The organism is Leisingera sp. SS27 (assembly GCF_028368855.1).
Taxonomy (GTDB): domain Bacteria; phylum Pseudomonadota; class Alphaproteobacteria; order Rhodobacterales; family Rhodobacteraceae; genus Leisingera.
The window spans coordinates 947,047-967,227 of record NZ_JAQNCY010000001.1 but is presented as its reverse complement, the minus strand read 5'-3'; the positions used below and the strand labels follow the sequence as shown (position 1 = coordinate 967,227).

20 protein-coding genes are annotated in these 20,181 nt (G+C 64.6%); 15 read left to right on the top strand and 5 right to left on the bottom strand.

All coding sequences use genetic code 11. The annotated features are described in order from the left end of the window. Positions 1-12 precede the first annotated feature (12 nt). The 6 genes from N6L27_RS04780 to N6L27_RS04755 all read left to right on the top strand — a co-directional run bounded on the left by N6L27_RS04780 (position 13) and on the right by N6L27_RS04755 (position 7,800). On the top strand, positions 13-1,515 hold the full coding sequence (locus tag N6L27_RS04780; RefSeq protein WP_271905967.1) for a UDP-N-acetylmuramoyl-L-alanyl-D-glutamate--2,6-diaminopimelate ligase: 1,503 nt from the start codon (positions 13-15) through the stop codon (positions 1,513-1,515). Continuing rightward, positions 1,512-2,912 carry a UDP-N-acetylmuramoyl-tripeptide--D-alanyl-D-alanine ligase gene (locus tag N6L27_RS04775; protein ID WP_271905966.1) on the top strand — a complete coding sequence of 467 codons (1,401 nt, stop codon included), beginning with the start codon at positions 1,512-1,514 and terminating at the stop codon, positions 2,910-2,912. The genes N6L27_RS04780 and N6L27_RS04775 overlap by 4 nt, the downstream gene beginning before the upstream one ends. A gap of 21 nt (positions 2,913-2,933) precedes the next feature. After that, a complete protein-coding gene (gene mraY / locus N6L27_RS04770; protein WP_271905965.1) occupies positions 2,934-4,016 on the top strand; it encodes a phospho-N-acetylmuramoyl-pentapeptide-transferase in 1,083 nt (360 codons plus the stop codon). Between the two features lie 726 nt (positions 4,017-4,742). Then, complete coding sequence (locus N6L27_RS04765; protein WP_271905964.1) at positions 4,743-5,969, top strand: tetratricopeptide repeat protein; 1,227 nt, start codon at positions 4,743-4,745, stop codon at positions 5,967-5,969. A 72-nt stretch (positions 5,970-6,041) separates the two neighbouring features. Beyond that, positions 6,042-7,439 (top strand): UDP-N-acetylmuramoyl-L-alanine--D-glutamate ligase, encoded by a 1,398-nt coding sequence (gene murD, locus N6L27_RS04760; protein ID WP_271905963.1) that lies wholly within the window; start codon positions 6,042-6,044, stop codon positions 7,437-7,439. Positions 7,440-7,458: 19 nt separating this feature from the next. Next, a complete protein-coding gene (locus N6L27_RS04755; protein ID WP_271905961.1) occupies positions 7,459-7,800 on the top strand; it encodes a thiamine-binding protein in 342 nt (113 codons plus the stop codon). Between the two features lie 70 nt (positions 7,801-7,870). Here N6L27_RS04755 and N6L27_RS04750 read toward each other — a convergent pair whose 3' ends face one another. Further along, entirely contained in the window at positions 7,871-8,035 is a 165-nt protein-coding gene (locus tag N6L27_RS04750; RefSeq protein ID WP_271905959.1) for a hypothetical protein, read from the bottom strand. Positions 8,036-8,127: 92 nt separating this feature from the next. On the opposite strand from N6L27_RS04750, the gene N6L27_RS04745 reads away from it, so the two are divergent. Further along, a complete protein-coding gene (locus tag N6L27_RS04745; protein ID WP_271905958.1) occupies positions 8,128-9,021 on the top strand; it encodes a LysR substrate-binding domain-containing protein in 894 nt (297 codons plus the stop codon). Between the two features lie 56 nt (positions 9,022-9,077). On the opposite strand, the gene N6L27_RS04740 is transcribed toward N6L27_RS04745, so the two are convergent. The 3 genes from N6L27_RS04740 to N6L27_RS04730 all read right to left on the bottom strand — a co-directional run bounded on the left by N6L27_RS04740 (position 9,078) and on the right by N6L27_RS04730 (position 11,061). After that, a complete protein-coding gene (locus N6L27_RS04740) occupies positions 9,078-9,512 on the bottom strand; it encodes a MarR family winged helix-turn-helix transcriptional regulator (RefSeq protein WP_271905957.1) in 435 nt (144 codons plus the stop codon). 5 nt (positions 9,513-9,517) lie between these two features. Then, on the bottom strand, positions 9,518-9,811 hold the full coding sequence (locus tag N6L27_RS04735; RefSeq protein ID WP_271905956.1) for a putative quinol monooxygenase: 294 nt from the start codon (positions 9,809-9,811) through the stop codon (positions 9,518-9,520). 68 nt (positions 9,812-9,879) lie between these two features. Continuing rightward, positions 9,880-11,061, bottom strand: coding sequence for an NAD(P)/FAD-dependent oxidoreductase (locus N6L27_RS04730; protein ID WP_271905955.1), 1,182 nt, complete (start codon positions 11,059-11,061; stop codon positions 9,880-9,882). A 235-nt stretch (positions 11,062-11,296) separates the two neighbouring features. On the opposite strand from N6L27_RS04730, the gene ftsW reads away from it, so the two are divergent. From ftsW to N6L27_RS04710, 4 genes are read left to right on the top strand one after another with little or no spacing between them, the layout of a single operon-like run. Next, positions 11,297-12,463, top strand: a complete 1,167-nt coding sequence (gene ftsW, locus N6L27_RS04725; RefSeq protein WP_271905953.1) for a putative lipid II flippase FtsW — start codon at positions 11,297-11,299, stop codon at positions 12,461-12,463. Positions 12,464-12,488: 25 nt separating this feature from the next. Next, entirely contained in the window at positions 12,489-13,580 is a 1,092-nt protein-coding gene (locus N6L27_RS04720; protein ID WP_271905952.1) for a UDP-N-acetylglucosamine--N-acetylmuramyl-(pentapeptide) pyrophosphoryl-undecaprenol N-acetylglucosamine transferase, read from the top strand. 5 nt (positions 13,581-13,585) lie between these two features. Then, positions 13,586-14,983, top strand: a complete 1,398-nt coding sequence (gene murC, locus N6L27_RS04715) for a UDP-N-acetylmuramate--L-alanine ligase (protein WP_271905951.1) — start codon at positions 13,586-13,588, stop codon at positions 14,981-14,983. Positions 14,984-14,987: 4 nt separating this feature from the next. After that, positions 14,988-15,236 (top strand): DUF2484 family protein, encoded by a 249-nt coding sequence (locus N6L27_RS04710; RefSeq protein ID WP_039179341.1) that lies wholly within the window; start codon positions 14,988-14,990, stop codon positions 15,234-15,236. Positions 15,237-15,268: 32 nt separating this feature from the next. Here N6L27_RS04710 and N6L27_RS04705 read toward each other — a convergent pair whose 3' ends face one another. Next, positions 15,269-15,574, bottom strand: a complete 306-nt coding sequence (locus tag N6L27_RS04705; RefSeq protein WP_271905950.1) for a hypothetical protein — start codon at positions 15,572-15,574, stop codon at positions 15,269-15,271. A gap of 53 nt (positions 15,575-15,627) precedes the next feature. On the opposite strand from N6L27_RS04705, the gene murB reads away from it, so the two are divergent. From murB to ftsA, 4 genes are all read left to right on the top strand, one after another. Further along, positions 15,628-16,569 (top strand): UDP-N-acetylmuramate dehydrogenase, encoded by a 942-nt coding sequence (murB, locus tag N6L27_RS04700; protein WP_271906252.1) that lies wholly within the window; start codon positions 15,628-15,630, stop codon positions 16,567-16,569. A gap of 334 nt (positions 16,570-16,903) precedes the next feature. After that, positions 16,904-17,782 (top strand): D-alanine--D-alanine ligase, encoded by an 879-nt coding sequence (locus N6L27_RS04695; RefSeq protein ID WP_442915724.1) that lies wholly within the window; start codon positions 16,904-16,906, stop codon positions 17,780-17,782. Next, the gene (locus tag N6L27_RS04690; protein ID WP_271905948.1) at positions 17,770-18,663 is read left to right on the top strand and encodes a cell division protein FtsQ/DivIB; all 894 of its coding nucleotides are present in this window, start codon (positions 17,770-17,772) and stop codon (positions 18,661-18,663) included. Before N6L27_RS04695 ends, N6L27_RS04690 begins: the two co-directional genes overlap by 13 nt. A gap of 1 nt (position 18,664) precedes the next feature. Next, positions 18,665-19,999, top strand: coding sequence for a cell division protein FtsA (gene ftsA / locus N6L27_RS04685; protein WP_065266242.1), 1,335 nt, complete (start codon positions 18,665-18,667; stop codon positions 19,997-19,999). The last annotated feature ends 182 nt before the right edge of the window (positions 20,000-20,181 follow it).

Sequence of the window (20,181 nt, the reverse complement as noted above, 5' to 3'; positions counted from 1 at the left end):
GTGAGGGCCGCCATGAGCAGCAGCAGACCAGACCAGCCCCAGAACCAATTGAGACTGAGCCAATTGGGGCTTACTGCCCGCGGCGGCGCTGACCCGCAGATTTCCGGACTGGCAGTGGACAGCCGCGAAGTGCGCGAAGGCTTCCTGTTTGCCGCCCTGCCGGGCAGCCAGATGCATGGCGCCAAGTTCATTCCGGGCGCATTGGATAAGGGCGCAACTGCGATCCTGACGGATGCCGCAGGGGCGGAAATCGCCTCTAGGGTGCTGGACGAAAGCCACGCCGCCCTGGTGGTTGTCGAGGATCCGCGCCAGACGCTGGCCTATGCCGCCGCCCTGTGGTTCGGCGGCCAGCCGCAGACCGTGGTGGCGGTGACCGGCACCAACGGCAAGACATCTGTTGCGACATTCGTGCGTCAGATCTGGTCAGAGCTGGGCCATGAGGCCGTCAACATGGGTACCACCGGCATCGAAGGCGCCTGGAGCTCCCCGTTGGCCCATACCACACCGGAACCCATCACTCTGCACCGCGCGCTGGCCGCCGCGGCAGAGGCAGGCGTTACCCATGCGGCGATGGAGGCCTCCTCGCACGGGCTGGATCAGCGGCGTCTGGACGGGGTGCAACTGGCGGCTGCCGGCTTCACCAATTTCACCCAGGACCATCTGGACTACCACGAGACATTCGACGCCTATTTTGCCGCCAAGGCGGGCCTGTTCCGCAGGGTGCTGCCGGATGAGGGCGTGGCCGTCATCAACATGAACGACCCGCGCGGCGCTGAGATGCGCGCAGTGGCCGCTGCCCGGGGGCAGGAAGTGATTTCCGTGGGCCGGGGCCTTGGCGATCTGAACCTTATGGGCATGCGCTATGACGGCACCGGGCAGGACGTGCGCTTCTCCTGGCATGACAAGCCCTATCAGGTGCGGCTGAACCTCATCGGCGGTTTCCAGGCGGAAAACGTGCTCTTGGCCTGCGGGCTGGTGATTGCCGGGGGCGAGGATCCGGAGCGGGTGTTTGAAACCCTGCCGCATCTGACCACCGTGCGCGGCCGGATGCAGCTGGCAGCATCGCGCGACAACGGCTCGGCCGTGTTTGTCGACTACGCCCATACACCGGATGCCGTGGCCAGCGCCATCAAGGCCCTGCGCCCGCATGTGCTGGGCCGGCTGATTGCCATCGTGGGCGCAGGTGGCGACCGCGACACCACCAAGCGGCCGCTGATGGGGCAGGCGGCACATGAGAACGCCGATGTGGTGATCGTCACCGACGACAACCCCCGCAGCGAAGACCCGGCCATCATCCGCGCCGCCGTCAAGGGCGGCGCGCCGGATTGCATTGAGATCGGAGACCGCGCCGAGGCGATCCTGCGCGGCGCTGACATGCTGCAGGCGGGTGATGCGCTGATCGTCTGCGGCAAGGGGCATGAGACCGGCCAGACCGTCGGCGACACGGTGCTGCCGTTTGATGATGTGGAGCAGGCCAGCATTGCCGTGGCCGCGCTGGACGGGAGGATCGCATGACCCTTTGGACCGCATCTGAGGCCGCCGCCGCCACCGGTGGCAAGGCGCAGGGCGACTGGGCTGTTTCCGGCCTGTCGATCGACACCCGCACCATCGCACCCGGCGATATGTTCGTGGCGCTGAAGGCCGCGCGCGACGGCCATGACTTCGTGGCGCAGGCGCTGGAGAAGGGCGCAGGCGCGGCGCTGGTCTCCCGCATTCCGGATGGAGTGACGGCCGACGCGCCACTATTAATCGTCGAGGACGTGCAGGCGGGGCTGGAGGCCCTGGGCCGCGCGTCGCGCGCCCGGACGAACGCCAAGGTCGTTGCGGTGACCGGCTCGGTCGGCAAGACCTCGACCAAGGAAATGCTGGCGCGGATGCTCAGCGATCAGGGCCGCACCCATGCCGCCGTTGCCAGCTACAACAACCACTGGGGCGTGCCGCTGACATTGGCACGGATGCCGCGCGATACCGGGTTTGCGGTGATCGAGATCGGCATGAACCATCCCGGCGAAATCGCGCCGCTGGCAAAACAGGCGCGCCCGCATGTGGCGATGGTTACGACGGTGGCGGCGGTGCATTTGGAGGCATTTGAAAACGTCGAAGGCATCGCCCGCGAAAAGGCTGCGATCATGGAGGGGTTGGAGCCTGGCGGCGTCGCGGTGCTGAATGCCGATATCGCAGAGGCCGATGTCCTGCGGGATGTGGCCGCGGACCTGGGCGCAACCACCCGCTGGTTTGGCGAAAGCGCCGCAGACTACACCCTGCATTCCGCCGGGATCGACGGCGAGGAGACCGTTGCCCGCGCCACCGCAGCGGGGCGCGAAGTTGAGCTGCGTATTCAATCCCTTGGCGCCCATTTTGCAATGAATGCCTTGGGCGCTTTGGCCTGTGTCGAAGCCTTGGGCGCCGATCCGGCAAAAGCAGCCGAAAGCCTCGCCCTGTGGTCGCCGGTCAAGGGCCGCGGTGTCCGTGAGAGCATCCAGCTGGAGAGCGGCGCCATTACCCTGCTGGACGACAGCTATAACGCCAATCCGACCTCGATGGCAGCAGCGCTGGCGGTGCTGGCAGCCACGCCGGGGCAGGGGCGGCGGATCGCCTATGTCGGCGACATGAAGGAGCTTGGCCCGCAGGAGGCGGAATTGCACGCCGGGCTGGCCGGTTTGGACGCGGTGCAGGGCATCGACAGGATCCATTGCATCGGCCCGCTGATGCAGGCGCTGCATGAGGCCCTGCCGGAGGCAAAACGCGGCGGCTGGTATCAGTCCAGCGCTGAGGCGGTGCCGGACCTGAATGATGAAATCCGCGGCGGTGACATCGTGCTGGCCAAGGGATCGCTCAGCATGGCACTGGCCAGGATTGTTGACGGCATCCGCGAAATGGGTCACTCCACCCCCACACAAGAAAACGCATAAGAGAACGAGGGAAGGGCTCAGATGCTCTATTGGCTGACCGCTTTGTCGGACGGGGGGGATGTTTTCAACCTCTTCCGCTACATCACATTCCGCGCAGGCGGCGCCTTCATGACCGCGCTGATCTTCGGCTTCCTGTTCGGCAAGCCGCTGATCAACGTGCTGCGCAAGCGCCAGGGCAAGGGCCAGCCGATCCGTGATGACGGGCCGGAGGGGCATTTTTCCAAGGCGGGCACGCCGACTATGGGCGGCCTTCTGGTGGTGGGCGCGCTCTTGACCGCTACCCTGATGTGGGCGCGCTGGGACAATCCCTTTGTCTGGCTGGTGCTGTTTGTGACACTGGCCTACGGCCTCATCGGCTTTGCCGATGATTACGCCAAGGTATCCAAACAGAACACCAAGGGCGTGCCCGGCAAGGTGCGGCTGGCGCTGGGGATTATGATTGCGGTGATTGCGGCGCTCTGGGCTGCGGCCTATCACCCGGCGCCTTTGCAGAACCAGCTGGCGCTGCCGGTGTTCAAGGACACGCTGATCAACCTTGGTATCTTCTATGTGCCGTTCTCGATCTGCGTTCTGGTGGGGGCTGCCAATGCGGTGAACCTGACGGACGGTCTGGATGGGCTCGCGATCATGCCGGTGATGATTGCGGCCGGCACCCTGGGTGTCATTGCCTATGCGGTGGGGCGGGTCGACTTCACCGAGTATCTGGACGTGCATTACGTGCCTGGAACTGGCGAGATCCTGATCTTCTGCGCGGCTCTGTTCGGCGCGGGCCTCGGCTTCCTGTGGTACAACGCGCCGCCCGCGGCGGTGTTCATGGGCGACACCGGCTCGCTGGCCCTGGGCGGTGCGCTGGGGGCCATCGCCATTGCCACCAAGCACGAGCTGGTGCTGGCCATCGTCGGAGGCCTGTTCGTGGTTGAAGCGCTGTCGGTGATCATCCAAGTGCTCTACTTCAAGCGCACCGGGCGGCGGGTGTTCCTGATGGCGCCGATCCACCACCATTACGAGAAGAAGGGCTGGGCCGAGCCGCAGATCGTGATCCGCTTCTGGATCATCTCGCTGATCCTGGCGATGATCGGCCTCGCAACGCTGAAGGTGCGGTAAAACACGCCGTTTGGCCGCCGCGCCGTCACGCTGGCGGGGCAGTTTGAACTCTCTTTTTCATGGAACCGCCCGGGGCTGCTGCTGCGGGCGGTTTGTCTTTGAGGAAGAAGGCGGCGCCGCCGGAGGGGCGGAGCATCGGACAGCCCTTGCCAAGGGGCTGTGCCCGTCTATCGGCCTTTCGCGGGCCCGCCCTGCACCCGATGAAGAGGTGGTCTGAGGGGGCCGGTCTCCTGGTCTTCTTGTTGCAACGCTTGGAGACTAACCTGACGGAGTGAAGATACGGTGAGGGCCGCGTACGGTGGGTAGGCAACACCTGCCAGTTGCAGCCTCCCGCCCGGCGGCACGCCGGGCAGCGCCCGAACCATCCCCGTCATGCCGCAGGCGTGCTTCCAGCACGACGCGGGCGCTTTACACCCCGCCCCTCGGTTCGGGCACTGCCCTCAGTGGAAAACGCCAGCTTTCAACTTCTATGCGATTTGATATTGTCCGGCTCAATTAGTTACTCTGTTCAGGGGAAACGCTTTGCGCGATGAGATTCTGGCATTCCTGAATACACATGGAACGGCTTTGGGCGGTGGGGCTGCATTACTCGCTGGTATTGAGTTCTTCTTTAAGCCAGTCCGAGTTCTGTTTGCTCGGCGGAAAGCGCCAGAGAAAGTCACGCTGGATGAAAAGACAGTTGCTGCCCTAAGTCCTAACCGAGCAGTAGATGGCCCGGCTCTGACAGTGCCGGAATTCATCCGCATACGACGCGATCTGAAAGCAGACTTGGAGCGGGAACTGGCTGAAGCGGACCAGTCGGAGAAAGACCAGTTTCGCGCACGGATAGCCGAGCTGGAGAAACAGATCGCTGATCCGGAGCCGGCTTTGGCAGACGCTCAAAAACGCATCGCCGATCTGGAAGCGCTGCTCGAGCGGTCGGGCAACGGCATAGGCGGTGAGCGCATTGCCGAAGCGCGGACCGCTTTGGAGCAGGGGGACTTCTCCATCGCAGACGGGATTTTTGCAGAAATCGAGGCACATAGAGAACTGGAAGTGCAGGAAGCGGCCCGCGCAGCCTTTGGCCGGGGTGAAATTGCCGAACAGGAAGTGCGTTGGCTGGATGCGGCGGAACACTACGCGCGCGCCGCAAAATTGGACCCGAATTATGAAACCCTGATCAAAGCCGGCACATTCCTTTGGCGGGCGGGACGGCACAAGCAGGCAATCCGCTTTGAAGAGGATCTGGTGGATGTTGCACGCAGCGAATTTGGAGATGAGGATGAAAGAACAGCAACTGCGCTGAATAATCTTGCCGGGAGCTTGAGATCTCAGGGGGAGTACGCGAAAGCCGAACCGCTGTACCGCGCGGCGCTGGAGATTGACCGCAAGACGCTTGGCACAGAGCATTCCGATTATGCCACCGATCTGAACAACCTCGCGGAGCTGCTGCGGGCGACCGGGCGGTATGATGAGGCGGAGCCGCTGTACAGCGAGGCGCTGGAGATTGACCGCAAGACGCTTGGAACAGAGCATCCCGATTATGCCATCCACCTGAACAACCTCGCGGGGCTGCTGCGGGCGACTGGGCGGTATGAAGAGGCAGAGCCGCTGTACAGCGAGGCGCTGGAGATTGACCGCAAGACGCTTGGAACAGAGCATCCCGATTATGCCATCCGCCTGAACAACCTCGCGGGGCTGCTGGAGGCGACCGGGCGGTATGAAGAGGCAGAGCCGCTGTACAGCGAGGCGCTGGAGATTGACCGCAAGACGCTTGGCACAGAGCATCCCGGTTATGCCACCCACCTGAACAACCTCGCGGGGCTGCTGCAGGCGACCGGGCGGCATGAGGAGGCGGAGCCGCTGTACCGCGAGGCGCTGGCGGTATCTGAGCGGGCATTGGGGGGTAAGCACCCGAAAACGCAAACTGTACGCAGGAATTTGGAGATCTTTCTGGCCAAACAGGCAGAATAGCCCCGCTTGCATTCCGGAGGTTCCTCTGTACAGGGTAATCCCCAAAACGGCGGACGTGCGAAAGGGCAGGCTATGATCCCGGTCAAAGGATATGAAGGCGCCAAGGTGGCGGTGCTGGGGCTGGGGCGCTCAGGTCTGGCGACGGCGCGGGCTCTGCGCGCGGGCGGGGCCGCGGCCATCTGCTGGGACGACAACCCGGCGGCACGGGAGGCGGCTGAGGCAGAAGGCTTCACCTGCCGCGACCTGCATATATCCGGTGCTTTTGATGATGTGGCGGCGCTGATCACCTCACCCGGCATTCCGCATCTCTATCCCAAGCCGAACCCGGTGATCCGCGCGGCGATTGAGGCGGGCGTACCGGTGGACAATGACATCGGACTGTTCTTCCGCTCCTTTGCTGATGCTGAGTGGCAGATGTTTGAGCAGCCGCCCAAGGTGGTGGCGGTGACAGGCTCCAACGGCAAATCGACCACGGTGGCGCTGCTGCACCACATCCTGCAGGAGGCGGGCCGTGACAGCCAGCTGGCGGGCAATATCGGCCGCGGGGTCTTAGACATTGATCCGCCCGGCGAGGGCGGCGTGGTGGTGCTGGAGCTGTCGAGCTATCAGACGGAGCTGGCGCGGGCACTGACGCCGGATGTGGCGGTGTTCACCAATCTCAGCCCCGACCATCTGGACCGGCATGGCGGCATGGGCGGCTATTTCGCAGCCAAACGGCGCCTCTTTGCCGAAGGCGGGCCGGACCGCGCCGTCATTGGCATCGACGAGGACGAGGGGCTGTTTCTGGCGGGCCAGCTGTCCGAAGGGCTGGGGGACGACCGGGTGATCCGGGTGTCCGCCGCGCGCAAGCTGACCGGGCCGGGCTGGCAGGTCTTTGCCAGGAAGGGGTTTCTGAGCGAGTATCGCAAGGGGCGGCAGGCGGCCTCCATCGACCTGCGGGAGATGATGGGCCTGCCGGGCGCGCACAATCATCAAAACGCCTGCGCGGCCTATGCTGCGGCGCGCACGCTGGGGCTGGCGCCGCGGCTGATCGGCGAGGCGATGGCCAGCTTTCCCGGCCTGCCGCACCGCAGCCAGACCATCGCTGAGGCAGATGGCGTGCGCTATGTGAATGACAGCAAGGCCACCAACCTGGACAGCGCTGTAAAGGCGCTGAGCGCCTTCAGGAACATCCGCTGGATCTGCGGCGGGCTGGAAAAAGACGGCGGGCTAAATGCGCTGCAGGGGCAAACTGCCAATGTGGTGAAAGCCTATGTGATCGGCCGCGAGGCGGCGGGGTTCGCGCTGCAGCTGGACGTGGAGGCGGAGGTCTGCACCACCATGGCCGCAGCGGTGGAGCGCGCCATGGCAGAGGCGCAGCCGGGTGACACGGTACTGCTGGCGCCGGCCGCGGCGAGCTTTGACCAATATGACAACTTCGAGCAGCGCGGTGATGATTTCGTTGCGGAAGTGAAAGCGCGGCTTGGTTAAGTCGCAGGAGGAAACAGGCATGACCGCAGGCACTTCAACAGAAAACACCGTTATGCTGGCATTTCAGGTCATCCCGCGGCTGCGCGCGGGCAACAACTTCGAAGCGGTGGACGCGGCGATTGCCGTGGTGAAATCCGCAGGCGTGCCGTTCCAGGTGGGGGCGATGGAGACCACCATGAAAGGTGAGCTGGATCACCTGCTGGAGATCGTCAAGCAGGCGGAGAAAGCCTGCCTGGAGTTCGGCGCGGTGGAAGTGATCACCAATATCAAGATCCACACGACCACGCCCGAGGCGCACGATACCTTCTGCACCTATACCCGCGGTGTGACCCCGAACAACAAGGTGTTCATCGAAGAGTGAATGGCGGCAGCCGTGCAGTTGCCGCCATCTGACAGGTCCCAACACCCGCATCCGGCTGCCTGCAGCCGGGTCAAAGACCGATATCGCGCAACAGGTGCTCCGGCAGGTGGCTCAACCGCCTGCGGGCGAGCTGCTGGCCGGCAGCCTGGCTGGCGGGGGCGTCCTTGCGCGGGTGCGAAGCAAAAGCTCTGCTGATAACGTGCCAAAGGGTCATCTGTGAAAGCATTTCAGCCATGGGCCTGATCCTTGTTCTATCTGAACAAGATGTGGCCGCTTGCCGCGTCAATGACCAATTGAATCTCAGCGGCCCTGGTATAAGCTGTCTTGATGGATCGCTCTGTGAACCCCTTGCCGCCGCTGCCGGCGGTGCGCGTCTTTGAAGCCGCGGCCCGGCTGGGCAGTTTCAGCCGCGCGGCTGAGGAACTGGCGATGACGCAGGCTGCGGTCAGCTATCAGATCAAGCTGCTGGAGGACCGGGCGGGCCAGCCCCTGTTCCGCCGTCTGCCGCGCGGAGTGGCGCCAACCGCCGCGGGAGAGGCCTTGCAGCGCCACGCCCGCGAAGCACTGGATCTGTTGCGCCAAGGATGGGCGGATCTGCGCGGCGGCGGCGAGGAGCTGGTGATCAGCACCCTCACCAGTTTTGCCGCCTTCATCCTGGCGCCGCGGCTGGGGCAGTTTCAGGTGGCGCACCCCGGCATCACCACAAGGGTGGACGTCAATCCGCGGGTGGCGGATTTGCTGGCGGGGGAGGCCACCGTGGCGATCCGTGCCGGGCGCGGCAGCTGGCCGGGGCTGGCGGCGGACCTTCTTATCCGCGGCAGCTATACGCCGCTGATAACGCCGGCGCTGATAGAGGCCTTTGGCCCTATGGAGCAGCCCGCCGACCTGCTGCGGGTGCCGCGGGTGGATGCCGGGGACCCGGCCTGGGCCCTGTGGTTCCGCGCAGCCGGCGTAGCGCCGCCAAAGCCAGCCGAGCAGCACAGCCTGGGCACCCAGATGCTGGAAGTTCAGGCGGCCCTTGCGGGACAGGGCGCTTGCTTGCTGACACCGGCCTATGCCCGCGGCCTGATTGCCAGCGGCGCACTGGTGCAGCCGTTCGATCTGGTGACGGAGGATGATATCTCTGTCTGGCTGGTCTACCCGGAGGGGCGCCGCGATGCCCCGGCCATAGCAGCCTTCCGTAGCTGGCTGCTGGCGGAGGTGGCAGAATTCGCCGGGTGAAGGCTGAATTGAGAGAAGGAGGATTTCATTCTCACCCAAGAGGGAAACCCAGCAACTCAGCCTTTGGACATTTCCTGTGACAAAATCTTGAAGTAGCCGGGAAGAGTCTCTCTGAGCCGGTGTCGGCCTTCTGCTGTCAGCATGGCCTTTTTTGACCGCCCGTCGGAAGGGCTTGCCGATATGGTTATCAGCCCGTCTTTCTGCAGCGATTGCAGGGTGCGGGTCATCACCGGTTTGGACACGTCGATGCGCTCGGCGATCTCGTTTGGACTCAGCCAGTCGCGGTCCGGTTCCCGGTCGATCACGATCAGCACCAGGAACCGCAGCTGGGACAGGCCTTGTGCTGCGAAAAAGGCTTCCAGACTGCGGATCAGAAGGCTGGCGCGGCGCATCATCAGAAGCGCGCCGCTGATATGGGCCGGGTCGGCACCGTAAGCCTCGGCATAGGTGCCGACCATTTGCTGCGATGGCAGGTCCTTGAGGAAGAACATTCGCGTCAGGCCAGCGGGGTCATCTTGTGGATTTCCACCGGGGCGGCAAGCCACGCTTCGTATTTGGCGAAGACCGGCGTGATGTAATCTGCTGCGTAATGCGCCGCCAAGGCGTCGTCGCTGGCCCATTCTTCGTCCAGATAGAAGCAATTGCCGTCGCGGCCTTCGGCCAGCAGGAACTTCAGGCAGCCGGGTTCGGCCCGGGTCGGCGCCAGAATGTCCAGCAGGCTTTGGCGCACATCCTGCATATGCTCCGGTTTCGGGGTGATTTTGGCGACAAGCTGAAAGGAGGTTGTCATGGCAGGCTCCGATTTTTATTACCATGGTAACTATATTGGTGGCGCCCGGGGGGGATGTCAAGCTGTGCTCAGCCTTTGGCGGCGATGGCGGTGCCTGCGGCATGGGCTGAGGACCAGGCCCACTGAAAATTGTAGCCGCCAAGCCAGCCGGTCACGTCCACGGCTTCGCCGATCGCAAAAAGGCCGGGGGCGGCTTTGGCTTCCATGGTCTTGGAGGAGAGGCCGCCGGTGCAGATGCCGCCCAGGGTGACTTCGGCGGTGCGGTAGCCCTCGGTGCCTGCGGGCAGCAGATGCCAGGTTTGCAGGGCTTCGCTTAAGCCTTGAAGCGCGGCGTCGGACTGGTCCGCCAGGCGGCCCTTGAGGCCCAGCTGCGGGGCAAGGAAATCCACCAGCTTGCCGGGCAGGTGGCGGGAAAGTTCGGTTGTCAGGTCGCGGCGGCCTTCGGTCTGGCGCTGGTCGCGCAGGAGAGCATAAAGCGGGGTATCCGGGATCAGGTTGACCGTGATCTCCTCGCCCTCGCGCCAGTAGGAGGAGAGCTGCAGCACCGAGGGCCCGGAAAGGCCGCGGTGCGTGAACAAGAGCGCTTCGTCGAAGGCGGTGCGCGCATTGCTGAGACGCGCGGGCAGGGAGACACCCGCCAGCGGCTGAAACCGCCCGTCGGGGAATGTGAAAGGCACCAGGCCTGCGCGGGTCTCTGTCACCTCAAGCCCGAACTGGCGGGCAAGGTCATAGGCGAGGCCAGTGGCGCCCATCTTGGGGATCGACTTGCCGCCGGTCGCCAGCACCAGGTTGCGGCAGGTGACGGTCTGCGCCTTGCCCTCGCGCAGCAGCCGGACGGTATAGCCGTCTGCGGCTTGCGCCACGGCCTCAACAGAGGTGTGCAGCCACAGGTCGGCGCCGGCCGCCCGCATCTCCTCAACCAGCATGGCGATGATCTGCTTGGAGGAGCCGTCGCAGAACAGCTGGCCCAGGGTCTTTTCGTGCCAGGCGATGCCGTGGCGGTCCACCAGTTCGATGAAATCCCACTGGGTATAGCGCGCCAGCGCCGACTTGCAGAAATGCGGATTGGCAGAGAGGTAGTTCTTCGCCTCTGCATACATATTGGTGAAGTTGCAGCGGCCGCCGCCGGAAATGCGGATCTTTTCACCCGGCGCCTTGGCGTGGTCAATCACCAATGTGCTGCCGCCCGCGCGGGCCGCGCACATCATGCCAGCCGCGCCGGCGCCGAGAATCAGGGTGTTTATCCGCATGGCGCGCATCCACCACGGAACCGGTGGCGGCGCAAGGGGCAGGCCGGCGGGCGCGGCCCGGCGGATTGGCGCTGGCAGGCGGGCGGCTTCCTGCCTGTCAAGACGGGCCGCCGCGCGGGCGGTGGATTCTTGCCGAACTGTGTTCTTTTTCTGGCGCCGCGGCTCACGAATCGTTACAGTTTCTGTGAGACCCCGAAAAATGGGGCGGAACGAGGCATATAGTGGCGGTATTCCCATGACTGAGATGGTCTATGGCGCGGTTCCCGTGCAGGCTGGTGAACCGATTCTTCCCAAGTGGTGGCGGACGCTGGATAAATGGACAATGTCCTGCATCCTGATGCTGTTCGTGATCGGGCTGCTGCTGGGGCTTGCCGCCTCGGTGCCGCTGGCGGAAAGGAACGGGTTCGGAAATTTCCACTATGTGCAGCGGCAGGCGGTTTTCGGCCTGACGGCGCTGATGGCGATGCTGATCACCTCGGTGATGTCGCCCACGCTGGTGCGGCGGCTGGCGGTGGTCGGCTTTGCGGTCGCCTTTGTGGCGCTGGCCTTCCTGCCGATCTTCGGAACCGATTTCGGCAAGGGCGCGGTGCGCTGGTACTCGCTTGGCTTTGCCTCGCTGCAGCCATCGGAGTTCCTCAAGCCCGGTTTCATCGTGGTGGCCGCCTGGATGATTGCGGCCAGCCAGCAGATCAACGGCCCGCCGGGCACGCTGATGTCGTTCGCGCTGTGCATGATGGTGGTGATGATGCTGGTCCTGCAGCCGGATTTCGGCCAGGCAAGCCTGATCCTGTTCGGCTGGGGCGTGATGTATTTTGTCGCCGGGGCGCCGATGCTGCTGCTGGTCTGCATGGCCGCGGTGGTCGTGATGGGCGGCGTCTTTGCCTATAACAGCTCGGAACACTTTGCCCGCCGCATCGACGGCTTCCTGAACCCGGATGTCGATCCCACAACCCAGCTGGGTTATGCCACCAACGCGATCCGCGAGGGCGGGCTGTTCGGCGTCGGCGTCGGCGAGGGGCAGGTGAAATGGTCGCTGCCCGATGCCCATACCGATTTCATCGTGGCGGTTGCGGCAGAGGAATACGGGCTGGTGCTGGTGGCGGTGCTGATCGCGCTTTACGCCTCCATCGTTGTGCGCTCGCTGTTCCGGCTGATGCGCGAGCGCGATACCTTCATCCGCCTCGCGGGCACTGGCCTGGTGTGCATGTTCGGCGTGCAGGCGATGATCAATATGGGGGTTGCGGTGCGGCTCTTGCCCGCCAAAGGCATGACTTTGCCGTTCGTCAGCTATGGCGGATCTTCGCTGATTGCCACCGGGATTGCGGTGGGTATGTTGCTGGCCTTTACCCGGACGCGCCCGCAGGGCGGGATTGCCGATTACCTGAACGGCCGCGGCCGCTGACGAGAGAGAAAAGAGACCAGCTGCGATGGCACAGAAAATGCTTTTGATGGCTGCCGGCGGAACCGGCGGCCATATGTTTCCTGCACAGGCGCTGGCCGAGATAATGCTGGCGCGCGGCTGGCGGGTGAAGCTGTCGACGGATGCGCGCGGTGCGCGCTATACCGCGTCCTTCCCCAGCGCGGTTGAAATCTCGCAGGTGTCCTCTGCCACCTTTGCCCGCGGCAGTCTGCTGGCCAAGGCGCTGGTGGCGCCGAAGATTGCCGGCGGCGTCCTGTCGATGGCGATGCAGATGCGCAGTGACCGCCCCGATGCGGTGATCGGCTTTGGCGGCTACCCGTCTATCCCGGCGCTGGGGGCGGCGACGCTGCTGAAACTGCCGCGGATGATCCATGAGCAGAACGGCGTGCTGGGCCGCGTCAACCAGATCTTTGCCACCCGCGTCGCGGGTGTCGCCTGCGGCACCTGGCCGACCGCGCTGCCACAAGGCGTCGCGCATGAGCATGTGGGCAACCCGGTCCGCAGCGCGGTGAAGGAACGGGCCGCTGCCGGCTATATCCCGCCGGGCGATTACCCGATGTCGCTTTTGGTGATGGGCGGCAGCCAGGGTGCGCGCATCCTGTCTGACGTGGTCCCCGCTGCTGTGGCGGCGCTGCCGGAGGAGATCCGCAGGCACCTGCGCGTGTCGCATCAGGCACGCGAGGAAGACCTGCAGCGGGTCAATGCGTTTTATGCCGAACACGGCATAAATGCCGATGTGCAGACGTTTTTCACCGATGTGCCCGCCTGCATGTCGGAGGCGCAGCTGGTGATCTCGCGCTCGGGCGCCTCCTCGGTCGCGGATATCTCGATCATCGGGCGGCCGTCGATCCTGATCCCCTTTGCCGCCGCTGCAGGCGATCACCAGAGCGCCAATGCCCGCGGGCTGGTTGATGCCAATGCTGCCGTAATGATTCCCGAAAGCGCCCTTGATATCCCGGTGCTGGCAGAGCATATGGGCGCGATTCTGAGTAACCCGCAGGCTGCCGCGCAGATGGCAACCGCTGCACTGAGCGCCGGGGTCCCCGATGCTGCCGAACGTCTGGCAGCACTGGTGGAGCAGCTGGCCGAGGAAGGATAACGATCATGAACCCTGCAACCAAACTGCCCGGTGACGTTGGCCCGATCCATTTCGTGGGGATCGGAGGCATCGGTATGTCGGGTATCGCCGAGGTGCTCTTGAACCTCGGGTACATGGTGCAGGGCTCGGACCTGAAGTCCTCCAAGATCACCGAGCGGCTGGAGAAGCTGGGCGCGCGCGTTTTCACCGGCCAGAAGGCGGAGAACCTGGAGGAGGCCGCGGTTGTGGTGATCTCCTCTGCAATCAAGCCGGGCAACCCGGAACTGGACGAGGCCCGCCTGCGCGGCCTGCCGGTGGTGCGCCGCGCCGACATGCTGGCAGAGCTGATGCGGCTCAAGTCCAACGTCGCCATTGCCGGCACCCACGGCAAGACCACCACCACCACAATGATGGCGGAACTGATGGTGGCCGGCGGATTTGACCCGACCATCGTCAACGGCGGCATCATTCACGCCTATGGCTCCAACGCGCGGATGGGTCAGGGCGAATGGATGGTGGTCGAGGCGGATGAGAGCGACGGCTCCTTCAACCGGCTGCCCGCAACCATCGCTGTGGTGACCAATATCGACCCTGAGCATATGGAGCACTGGGGCGACTTCGACACGCTGCGCGACGGTTTCCTGGAGTTTGTCTCCAACATCCCGTTCTACGGTGTTGCCGTCTGCTGCACCGACCACCCCGAGGTGCAGGCGCTGGTGGGCCGGATTTCCGACCGCCGGGTGGTGACCTATGGCTTCAACGCGCAGGCGGATGTGCGCGCCGTCAATCTGACCTACAAGGGCGGCGTTGCGCATTTCGACGTGGTGCTGCAGGCCGAGGACCGGGTGATCGAGGGCTGCACCCTGCCTATGCCGGGGGACCACAATGTTTCCAACGCGTTGTCTGCGGTGGCAGTGGCGCGGCATCTGGGCATGAACAGTGTCGAAATCCGCGAGGCTCTGGCGGCCTTTGGCGGCGTCAACCGCCGTTTCACCAAGGTAGGCGAGGTGGGGGGTGTCACCATCATCGACGACTATGGCCACCACCCGGTGGAGATCGCCGCGGTGCTGAAGGCGGCGCGCCAGGCCTGCGAGGGCCGGGTCATCGCTGTGCACCAGCCGCACCGCTATTCGCGCCTTTCGAACCTGTTCGAAGATTTCTGCGCTTGTTTCAACGAGGCGGACGTGGTGGCAATTGCCGAAGTGTTCGCGGCCGGCGAGGAACCGATCGAAGGTGCCAGCCGCGATGATCTGGTCGAAGGGCTGATCCGCCATGGCCACCGCCACGCCCGCGCCATCCTGAGCGAAGAAGACCTGGAGCGCTTGGTGCGCGAGCAGGCGCGCCCCGGCGACATGGTGGTCTGTCTCGGCGCCGGCACCATCAGCACCTGGGCCAATGGCCTGCCCCAGCGTCTGGAGCGCTAGAGCGATGACGCTGTCGCTGACCCTGGCCGCCGTCTGGGCGCTGGCAGCAAACGTGCTGGCGATGATCCCCAGCCGCGACAACCACTGGCGCCGGGCCTACGTGCTGATTGCGCTGGGCATTCCGCTGCTGGGGTATGTGACCTATGAAAACGGCCCCTGGTGGGGGCTGGCAGTGCTCTTGGCGGGGATGTCGGTGCTGCGCTGGCCCGTGCTGTATTTCGGGCGCTGGGTTAAACGCGCTTTGGGCCGGTAAAACTTCACAAAAGGGCTGGTGGTTCGAAAGGTTTAACCTTTTCTTCCGGTTGGCCTGATACTCAGGCGGGAATACTCTTTGTAACCCGTTTGATGCCGGTACGTGCTTTCCGGCGGTGGAGGCAGGCAATGATCGCCGTTTCTGCAATTTGGCTGGCCTTTGGCCTGATGTGGCTGCTTGGCTTTTACTGCCTCGGCCGGTTCCGGCGGCATTGGCTGGCGGCGTTGGCTGCAGCAGGCTGGCTGGCCACGCTGGTCTGGCTGGAGCAGAAGCAGTGTTTTGCCGATCACGTTCATGATTTCCGCGAGGTTGCGTTGTCCCTTTATTTCCGCGGCCATCTTGTTTACGGACTATGCGCGTTTGTAGGATGGAACTTGGGGCGGAAGCGGCGATGGCGGCGCAAGATCAAGCTATACTTCCGGCGGTGCGTGGCCGCCTTACAGGGCAGAAACCGCTTGCGGAACTGACCTGGCTGCGGGTCGGCGGCCCGGCTGACTATCTGTTCCAGCCTGAGGACATTGATGATCTGGCAGAATTCCTGCGCCAGCTGGACCCGGGCGTTCAAGTGTTCCCGATGGGGGTTGGCTCCAATCTGATCGTGCGCGACGGCGGCATGCGGGCGGTGGTGATCCGTCTGGGCCGCGGGTTCAACAGCATTGAAGCTGACGGCGATACAGTGACCGCGGGCGCCGCGGCGCTGGATGCGCATGTGGCAAAACGTGCGGCGGATGCGGGGATTGACCTGACCTTCCTGCGCACCATTCCCGGCTCCATCGGCGGCGCGGTGCGGATGAATGCGGGCTGCTACGGCAGTTACACCGCGGATGTGTTCGTGTCAGCCACCATCGTAACCCGCCAGGGCGAAATCCGCGAGATCGCGGCACAGGAACTGGACTTCCGGTACCGCCAGACTGCATTTCCCGAGGGCGCGGTGCTGGTTTCCGCCACCCTGCGCGGCACTAAGGGAGACCCGGAAGAGCTGCACGCCCGGATGACAGCGCAGCTGCAAAAGCGCGACGAGACCCAGCCGGTCAGGGACCGCTCTGCCGGATCCACCTTCCGCAACCCGGCGGGTTTCTCTTCGACGGGACGGGCCGATGATGTGCATGACCTCAAGGCCTGGAAGGTGATCGACAACGCCGGCATGCGCGGTGCGCGGCGCGGCGGGGCGCAGATGAGCGAAAAGCATTCCAACTTCCTGATCAATACGGGTGGCGCAACTGCCGCAGATTTGGAAGGGCTGGGCGAAGATGTGCGGAAAAAGGTTTACGAAGATTCCGGCATCACGCTAGAGTGGGAAATCATGCGGATAGGTGATCCGCTTCCCGAATAACCGGAAATCTTGAGCGCCGGCAAAGGCTTCTGCACCGGCAGCTGGAAAAGGAACAGGGCCTGGCACAGGTCCGGGAAGCGGAAATCTTAACCGTGGTAAAGGCACTGTTAATGCGCCGGTAAGATCTTGGGCGTTACGGTGCCGCACAGGCGGCAAGGCACCGCCGGTTTCAGGGGCGTGCAGCCCTGCACAGATCAGCCGGAACAAATCCGGTTCAAATTATAAAGGCGGGCCTGTAACGGGTCCCAAGAAACAGGGGCAAAAAGCCCCGCGTATATTGAGGCGTTTCGTGGTGAGTAAGTCGAGCAGGGCACTCCCGAAAGTCGCGGTGCTGATGGGTGGCCCATCAGCCGAACGCGAGGTATCGCTGTCCAGCGGCCGTGAATGCGCGGCCGCTTTGCGCGGTGAGGGGTTCGAGGTTGCCGAGGTGGATGCAGGCGCTGACTTGCACGCGCGCCTTTTGGATGTGAAGCCGGATGTTGTGTTCAACGCGCTGCATGGGCGCTGGGGCGAGGACGGCTGCGTCCAGGGCGTGCTGGAATGGCTGCAGATCCCCTATACCCATTCCGGTGTGCTGGCCTCGGCGCTGGCAATGGACAAGCAGCGCTCCAAAGAGGTCTACCGCGCCGCCGGGCTGCCGGTGGTCGAAAGCGGCCTGTTCGCCAAGGATGATGTGAGCGCGGGCCATGTTATGGCGCCTCCCTATGTGGTGAAGCCCAACAACGAGGGCTCCAGCGTCGGCATCTATATCGTGCATGAGGCCGCCAACGGCCCGCCGCTGCTGTCGGAGGAAATGCCGGCCGAGGTGATGGTCGAGACCTATGCGCCGGGGCGCGAGCTGACCACCACCGTGGTCGGGGACCGGGCGCTGACCGTCACGGACATTCTGACCGACGGCTGGTATGACTATGACGCCAAGTACAAGCCCGGCGGATCACGCCATGTGCTACCTGCGGATCTGCCGCGGGAAATCTTTGACCTGTGCCTGGAATATGCCCTGAAGGCGCATGAGGTGCTGGGCTGCCGCGGTGTCAGCCGCACCGATTTCCGCTGGGATGAGGCGCGCGGCGCCAGCGGGCTTGTTCTGCTTGAAACAAACACTCAGCCCGGCATGACGCCGACCTCTCTTGCGCCGGAACAGGCGGCCCACTGCGGCATGACCTTTGGCCAGCTCTGCGCCTGGATGGTGGAGGATGCGTCATGCAACCGCTGAGGAGCTGGTTCCGCAAGCCGGAGGAAGGGCGCTGCGACCCGGCGCCGTCGCGGCTGAAATACCGTCTGCAGCGCTGGATGCTGACACCGGGCATCCGCTTTGGCCTGCGCTTCGGGGTGCCGTTCTGTTTGGTGTTTGCGGCGGGCAGCGCCTATCTGGCGGATGAGGCCCGGCGCGACACGCTGGTGGCACTTTATAATGACGCCCGCGCCGCAATCCAGGAACGGCCCGAGTTCATGGTCAAGGTGATGGCAGTGGACGGGGCCGGCGTCAGCGTGGCGCGCGACATCCGCGAGGTGGTGCCGCTGGATTTTCCGGTCAGCTCCTTTGATCTGGACCTGGAGCAGATCCGCGATGTGATCACCGGTCTGGACCCGGTGAAAACCGCCAGCGTCAGGATCCGCCCCGGCGGCATCCTGCAGGTCGATGTTGAGGAACGCGAACCGGCGCTGATCTGGCGCAGCCGCGAGGGGCTGGCGCTGCTGGATGAGCAGGGCATTCACGTGGCCGAACTGGGCCGCCGCAGCCTGCACCCGGACCTGCCGCTGATCGCGGGCAAGGGTGCGGCCGGGCACGCGGCGCAGGCACTGCGGCTGTTTGCAGCGGCGAAACCGCTGGGTCCGCGGCTGCGCGGGCTGGTGCGCGTCGGCGAACGGCGCTGGGACGTGGTTCTGGACCGCAAGCAGCGCATCATGCTGCCAGCCAAGAACCCGGTGCGGGCGCTGGAGCGGGTGCTGGCGGTGAGTGAAGTACAGGATTTGCTGGAACGCGATGTGGCAGCGGTGGATATGCGTCTGGCTGGGCGCCCCACCGTGCGGATGACCGAAAACTCAGTGGAAAACTGGTGGCGGATCCGGCAGTTGAACGGGGGCGGGCAGTAACATGACAGATCTTTATCAATCGCAGCGGGCGATGCGGCAGATGCGGCGTCAGGCGATGCAGCGCGGCGTGGTGGCTATTCTGGACGTGGGCAGTTCCAAGATCGCCTGCCTGGTGCTGCGCTTTGACGGCACCGGGCGGCTCAGCGAGGACGGCTCCATCGGCGCCTTGGCCGGGCAATCCGGGTTCCGGGTGATCGGCGCCGCAACAACGCGGTCGCGCGGAGTGCAGTTCGGCGAGATCAACGCCATGCAGGAGACCGAGCGCGCCATCCGCACCGCGGTGCAGGCGGCGCAGAAGATGGCAGAGGTGCGCGTCGATCATGTGATCGCCTGTTTCTCCGGCGCCAATCCGCGCTCTTACGGGCTGGATGCCAAGCTGGACCTTGAGGGGCAGGTGGTCTCCGAGCATGAGGTGGCGCAGGTGCTGGCCTCCTGCGAGGTGCCGGAATACGGCGCAGGCCGCGAGGTGCTGCACGCGCAGCCGGTGAACTTTGCGCTCGACAACCGCTCCGGCCTGGGCGATCCGCGCGGCCAGATGGGGCAGACCCTTGCGGTCGACATGCATATGCTGACGGTGGATGCCATCGCGGTGCAGAATCTGGTGCGCTGCATCCAGCGCTGCGATCTGGAACTGGCGGGGATTGCGTCCTCGGCCTATGCCTCCGGCTTCTCGGCGCTGGTCGAGGACGAGCAGGAACTGGGCGCGGCCTGTATCGACATGGGCGGCGGCGCCACCTCGATCTCGATCTTTATGAAGAAGCACATGATCTATGCCGACGCGGTGCGTCTGGGCGGCGATCACATCACCAGCGACATCTCGATGGGCCTGGGCATTCCGATGGCCAATGCGGAGCGGATCAAGACCTTCAACGGCGGGGTGCATGCCACTGGCGCCGACGACCGCGAAATCATCGACATCGGCGGCGATACCGGCGACTGGGAACATGACCGGCGCACCGTCAGCCGGGCGGAGCTGATCGGCATTATGCGCCCCCGCGTCGAGGAAATCCTGGAAGAGGTGCGGGCGCGGCTGGATGCGGCCGGGTTCGAATACCTGCCGAGCCAGCAGATCGTGCTGACCGGCGGCTCCAGCCAGATCATGGGGCTGGACGGGCTGGCGAGCCGCATTCTGGGCCAGCAGGTCCGCCTGGGCCGCCCGCTGCGTGTCCACGGCCTGCCGCAGTCTGCGACCGGGCCGGGCTTTGCCTCTGCCGTGGGGCTGTGCCTGTTTGCCGCCCATCCGCAGGATGAATGGTGGGATTTCGAGATGCCCGCGGGCCGTCATCCGGCGGGCACTCTGGGCCGCGCGGTGCGCTGGTTCCGGGACAACTGGTAGACCCGGGCGCGCACGGGCAATTCAATTCAGCCGGAACGGGCAAAGAGGGCGTGACAGCGTCCTCCTGAGCCGTTAGTCTGCCGTTAACGTCCGCGGCAAACGCGGCGAGTCAGCAGGCCGGGCAGTGGCCAGCCAAACCTTGGAACCAACCTCCTCTGCAAAGCGATTTTGCGGATGGAGAG

Excerpts from the sequence above, each read along its gene's own strand:
- N6L27_RS04735 (WP_271905956.1), bottom strand. The coding sequence starts at position 9,811 with ATGACAACCTCCTTTCAGCTTGTCGCCAAAATCACCCCGAAACCGGAG.
- ftsA (WP_065266242.1), top strand. The coding sequence starts at position 18,665 with ATGACAGATCTTTATCAATCGCAGCGGGCGATGCGGCAGATGCGGCGT.
- N6L27_RS04745 (WP_271905958.1), top strand. The coding sequence starts at position 8,128 with ATGGATCGCTCTGTGAACCCCTTGCCGCCGCTGCCGGCGGTGCGCGTC.
- ftsW (WP_271905953.1), top strand. The coding sequence starts at position 11,297 with ATGACTGAGATGGTCTATGGCGCGGTTCCCGTGCAGGCTGGTGAACCG.
- N6L27_RS04710 (WP_039179341.1), top strand. The coding sequence starts at position 14,988 with ATGACGCTGTCGCTGACCCTGGCCGCCGTCTGGGCGCTGGCAGCAAAC.
- N6L27_RS04705 (WP_271905950.1), bottom strand. The coding sequence starts at position 15,574 with ATGGCCGCGGAAATAAAGGGACAACGCAACCTCGCGGAAATCATGAAC.
- N6L27_RS04720 (WP_271905952.1), top strand. The coding sequence starts at position 12,489 with ATGGCACAGAAAATGCTTTTGATGGCTGCCGGCGGAACCGGCGGCCAT.
- N6L27_RS04690 (WP_271905948.1), top strand. The coding sequence starts at position 17,770 with ATGCAACCGCTGAGGAGCTGGTTCCGCAAGCCGGAGGAAGGGCGCTGC.
- N6L27_RS04740 (WP_271905957.1), bottom strand. The coding sequence starts at position 9,512 with ATGTTCTTCCTCAAGGACCTGCCATCGCAGCAAATGGTCGGCACCTAT.
- N6L27_RS04775 (WP_271905966.1), top strand. The coding sequence starts at position 1,512 with ATGACCCTTTGGACCGCATCTGAGGCCGCCGCCGCCACCGGTGGCAAG.
- N6L27_RS04695 (WP_442915724.1), top strand. The coding sequence starts at position 16,904 with ATGGGTGGCCCATCAGCCGAACGCGAGGTATCGCTGTCCAGCGGCCGT.
- N6L27_RS04755 (WP_271905961.1), top strand. The coding sequence starts at position 7,459 with ATGACCGCAGGCACTTCAACAGAAAACACCGTTATGCTGGCATTTCAG.
- N6L27_RS04750 (WP_271905959.1), bottom strand. The coding sequence starts at position 8,035 with ATGGCTGAAATGCTTTCACAGATGACCCTTTGGCACGTTATCAGCAGA.
- N6L27_RS04730 (WP_271905955.1), bottom strand. The coding sequence starts at position 11,061 with ATGCGGATAAACACCCTGATTCTCGGCGCCGGCGCGGCTGGCATGATG.
- mraY (WP_271905965.1), top strand. The coding sequence starts at position 2,934 with ATGCTCTATTGGCTGACCGCTTTGTCGGACGGGGGGGATGTTTTCAAC.
- murB (WP_271906252.1), top strand. The coding sequence starts at position 15,628 with ATGGCGGCGCAAGATCAAGCTATACTTCCGGCGGTGCGTGGCCGCCTT.
- murD (WP_271905963.1), top strand. The coding sequence starts at position 6,042 with ATGATCCCGGTCAAAGGATATGAAGGCGCCAAGGTGGCGGTGCTGGGG.
- N6L27_RS04780 (WP_271905967.1), top strand. The coding sequence starts at position 13 with ATGAGCAGCAGCAGACCAGACCAGCCCCAGAACCAATTGAGACTGAGC.
- murC (WP_271905951.1), top strand. The coding sequence starts at position 13,586 with ATGAACCCTGCAACCAAACTGCCCGGTGACGTTGGCCCGATCCATTTC.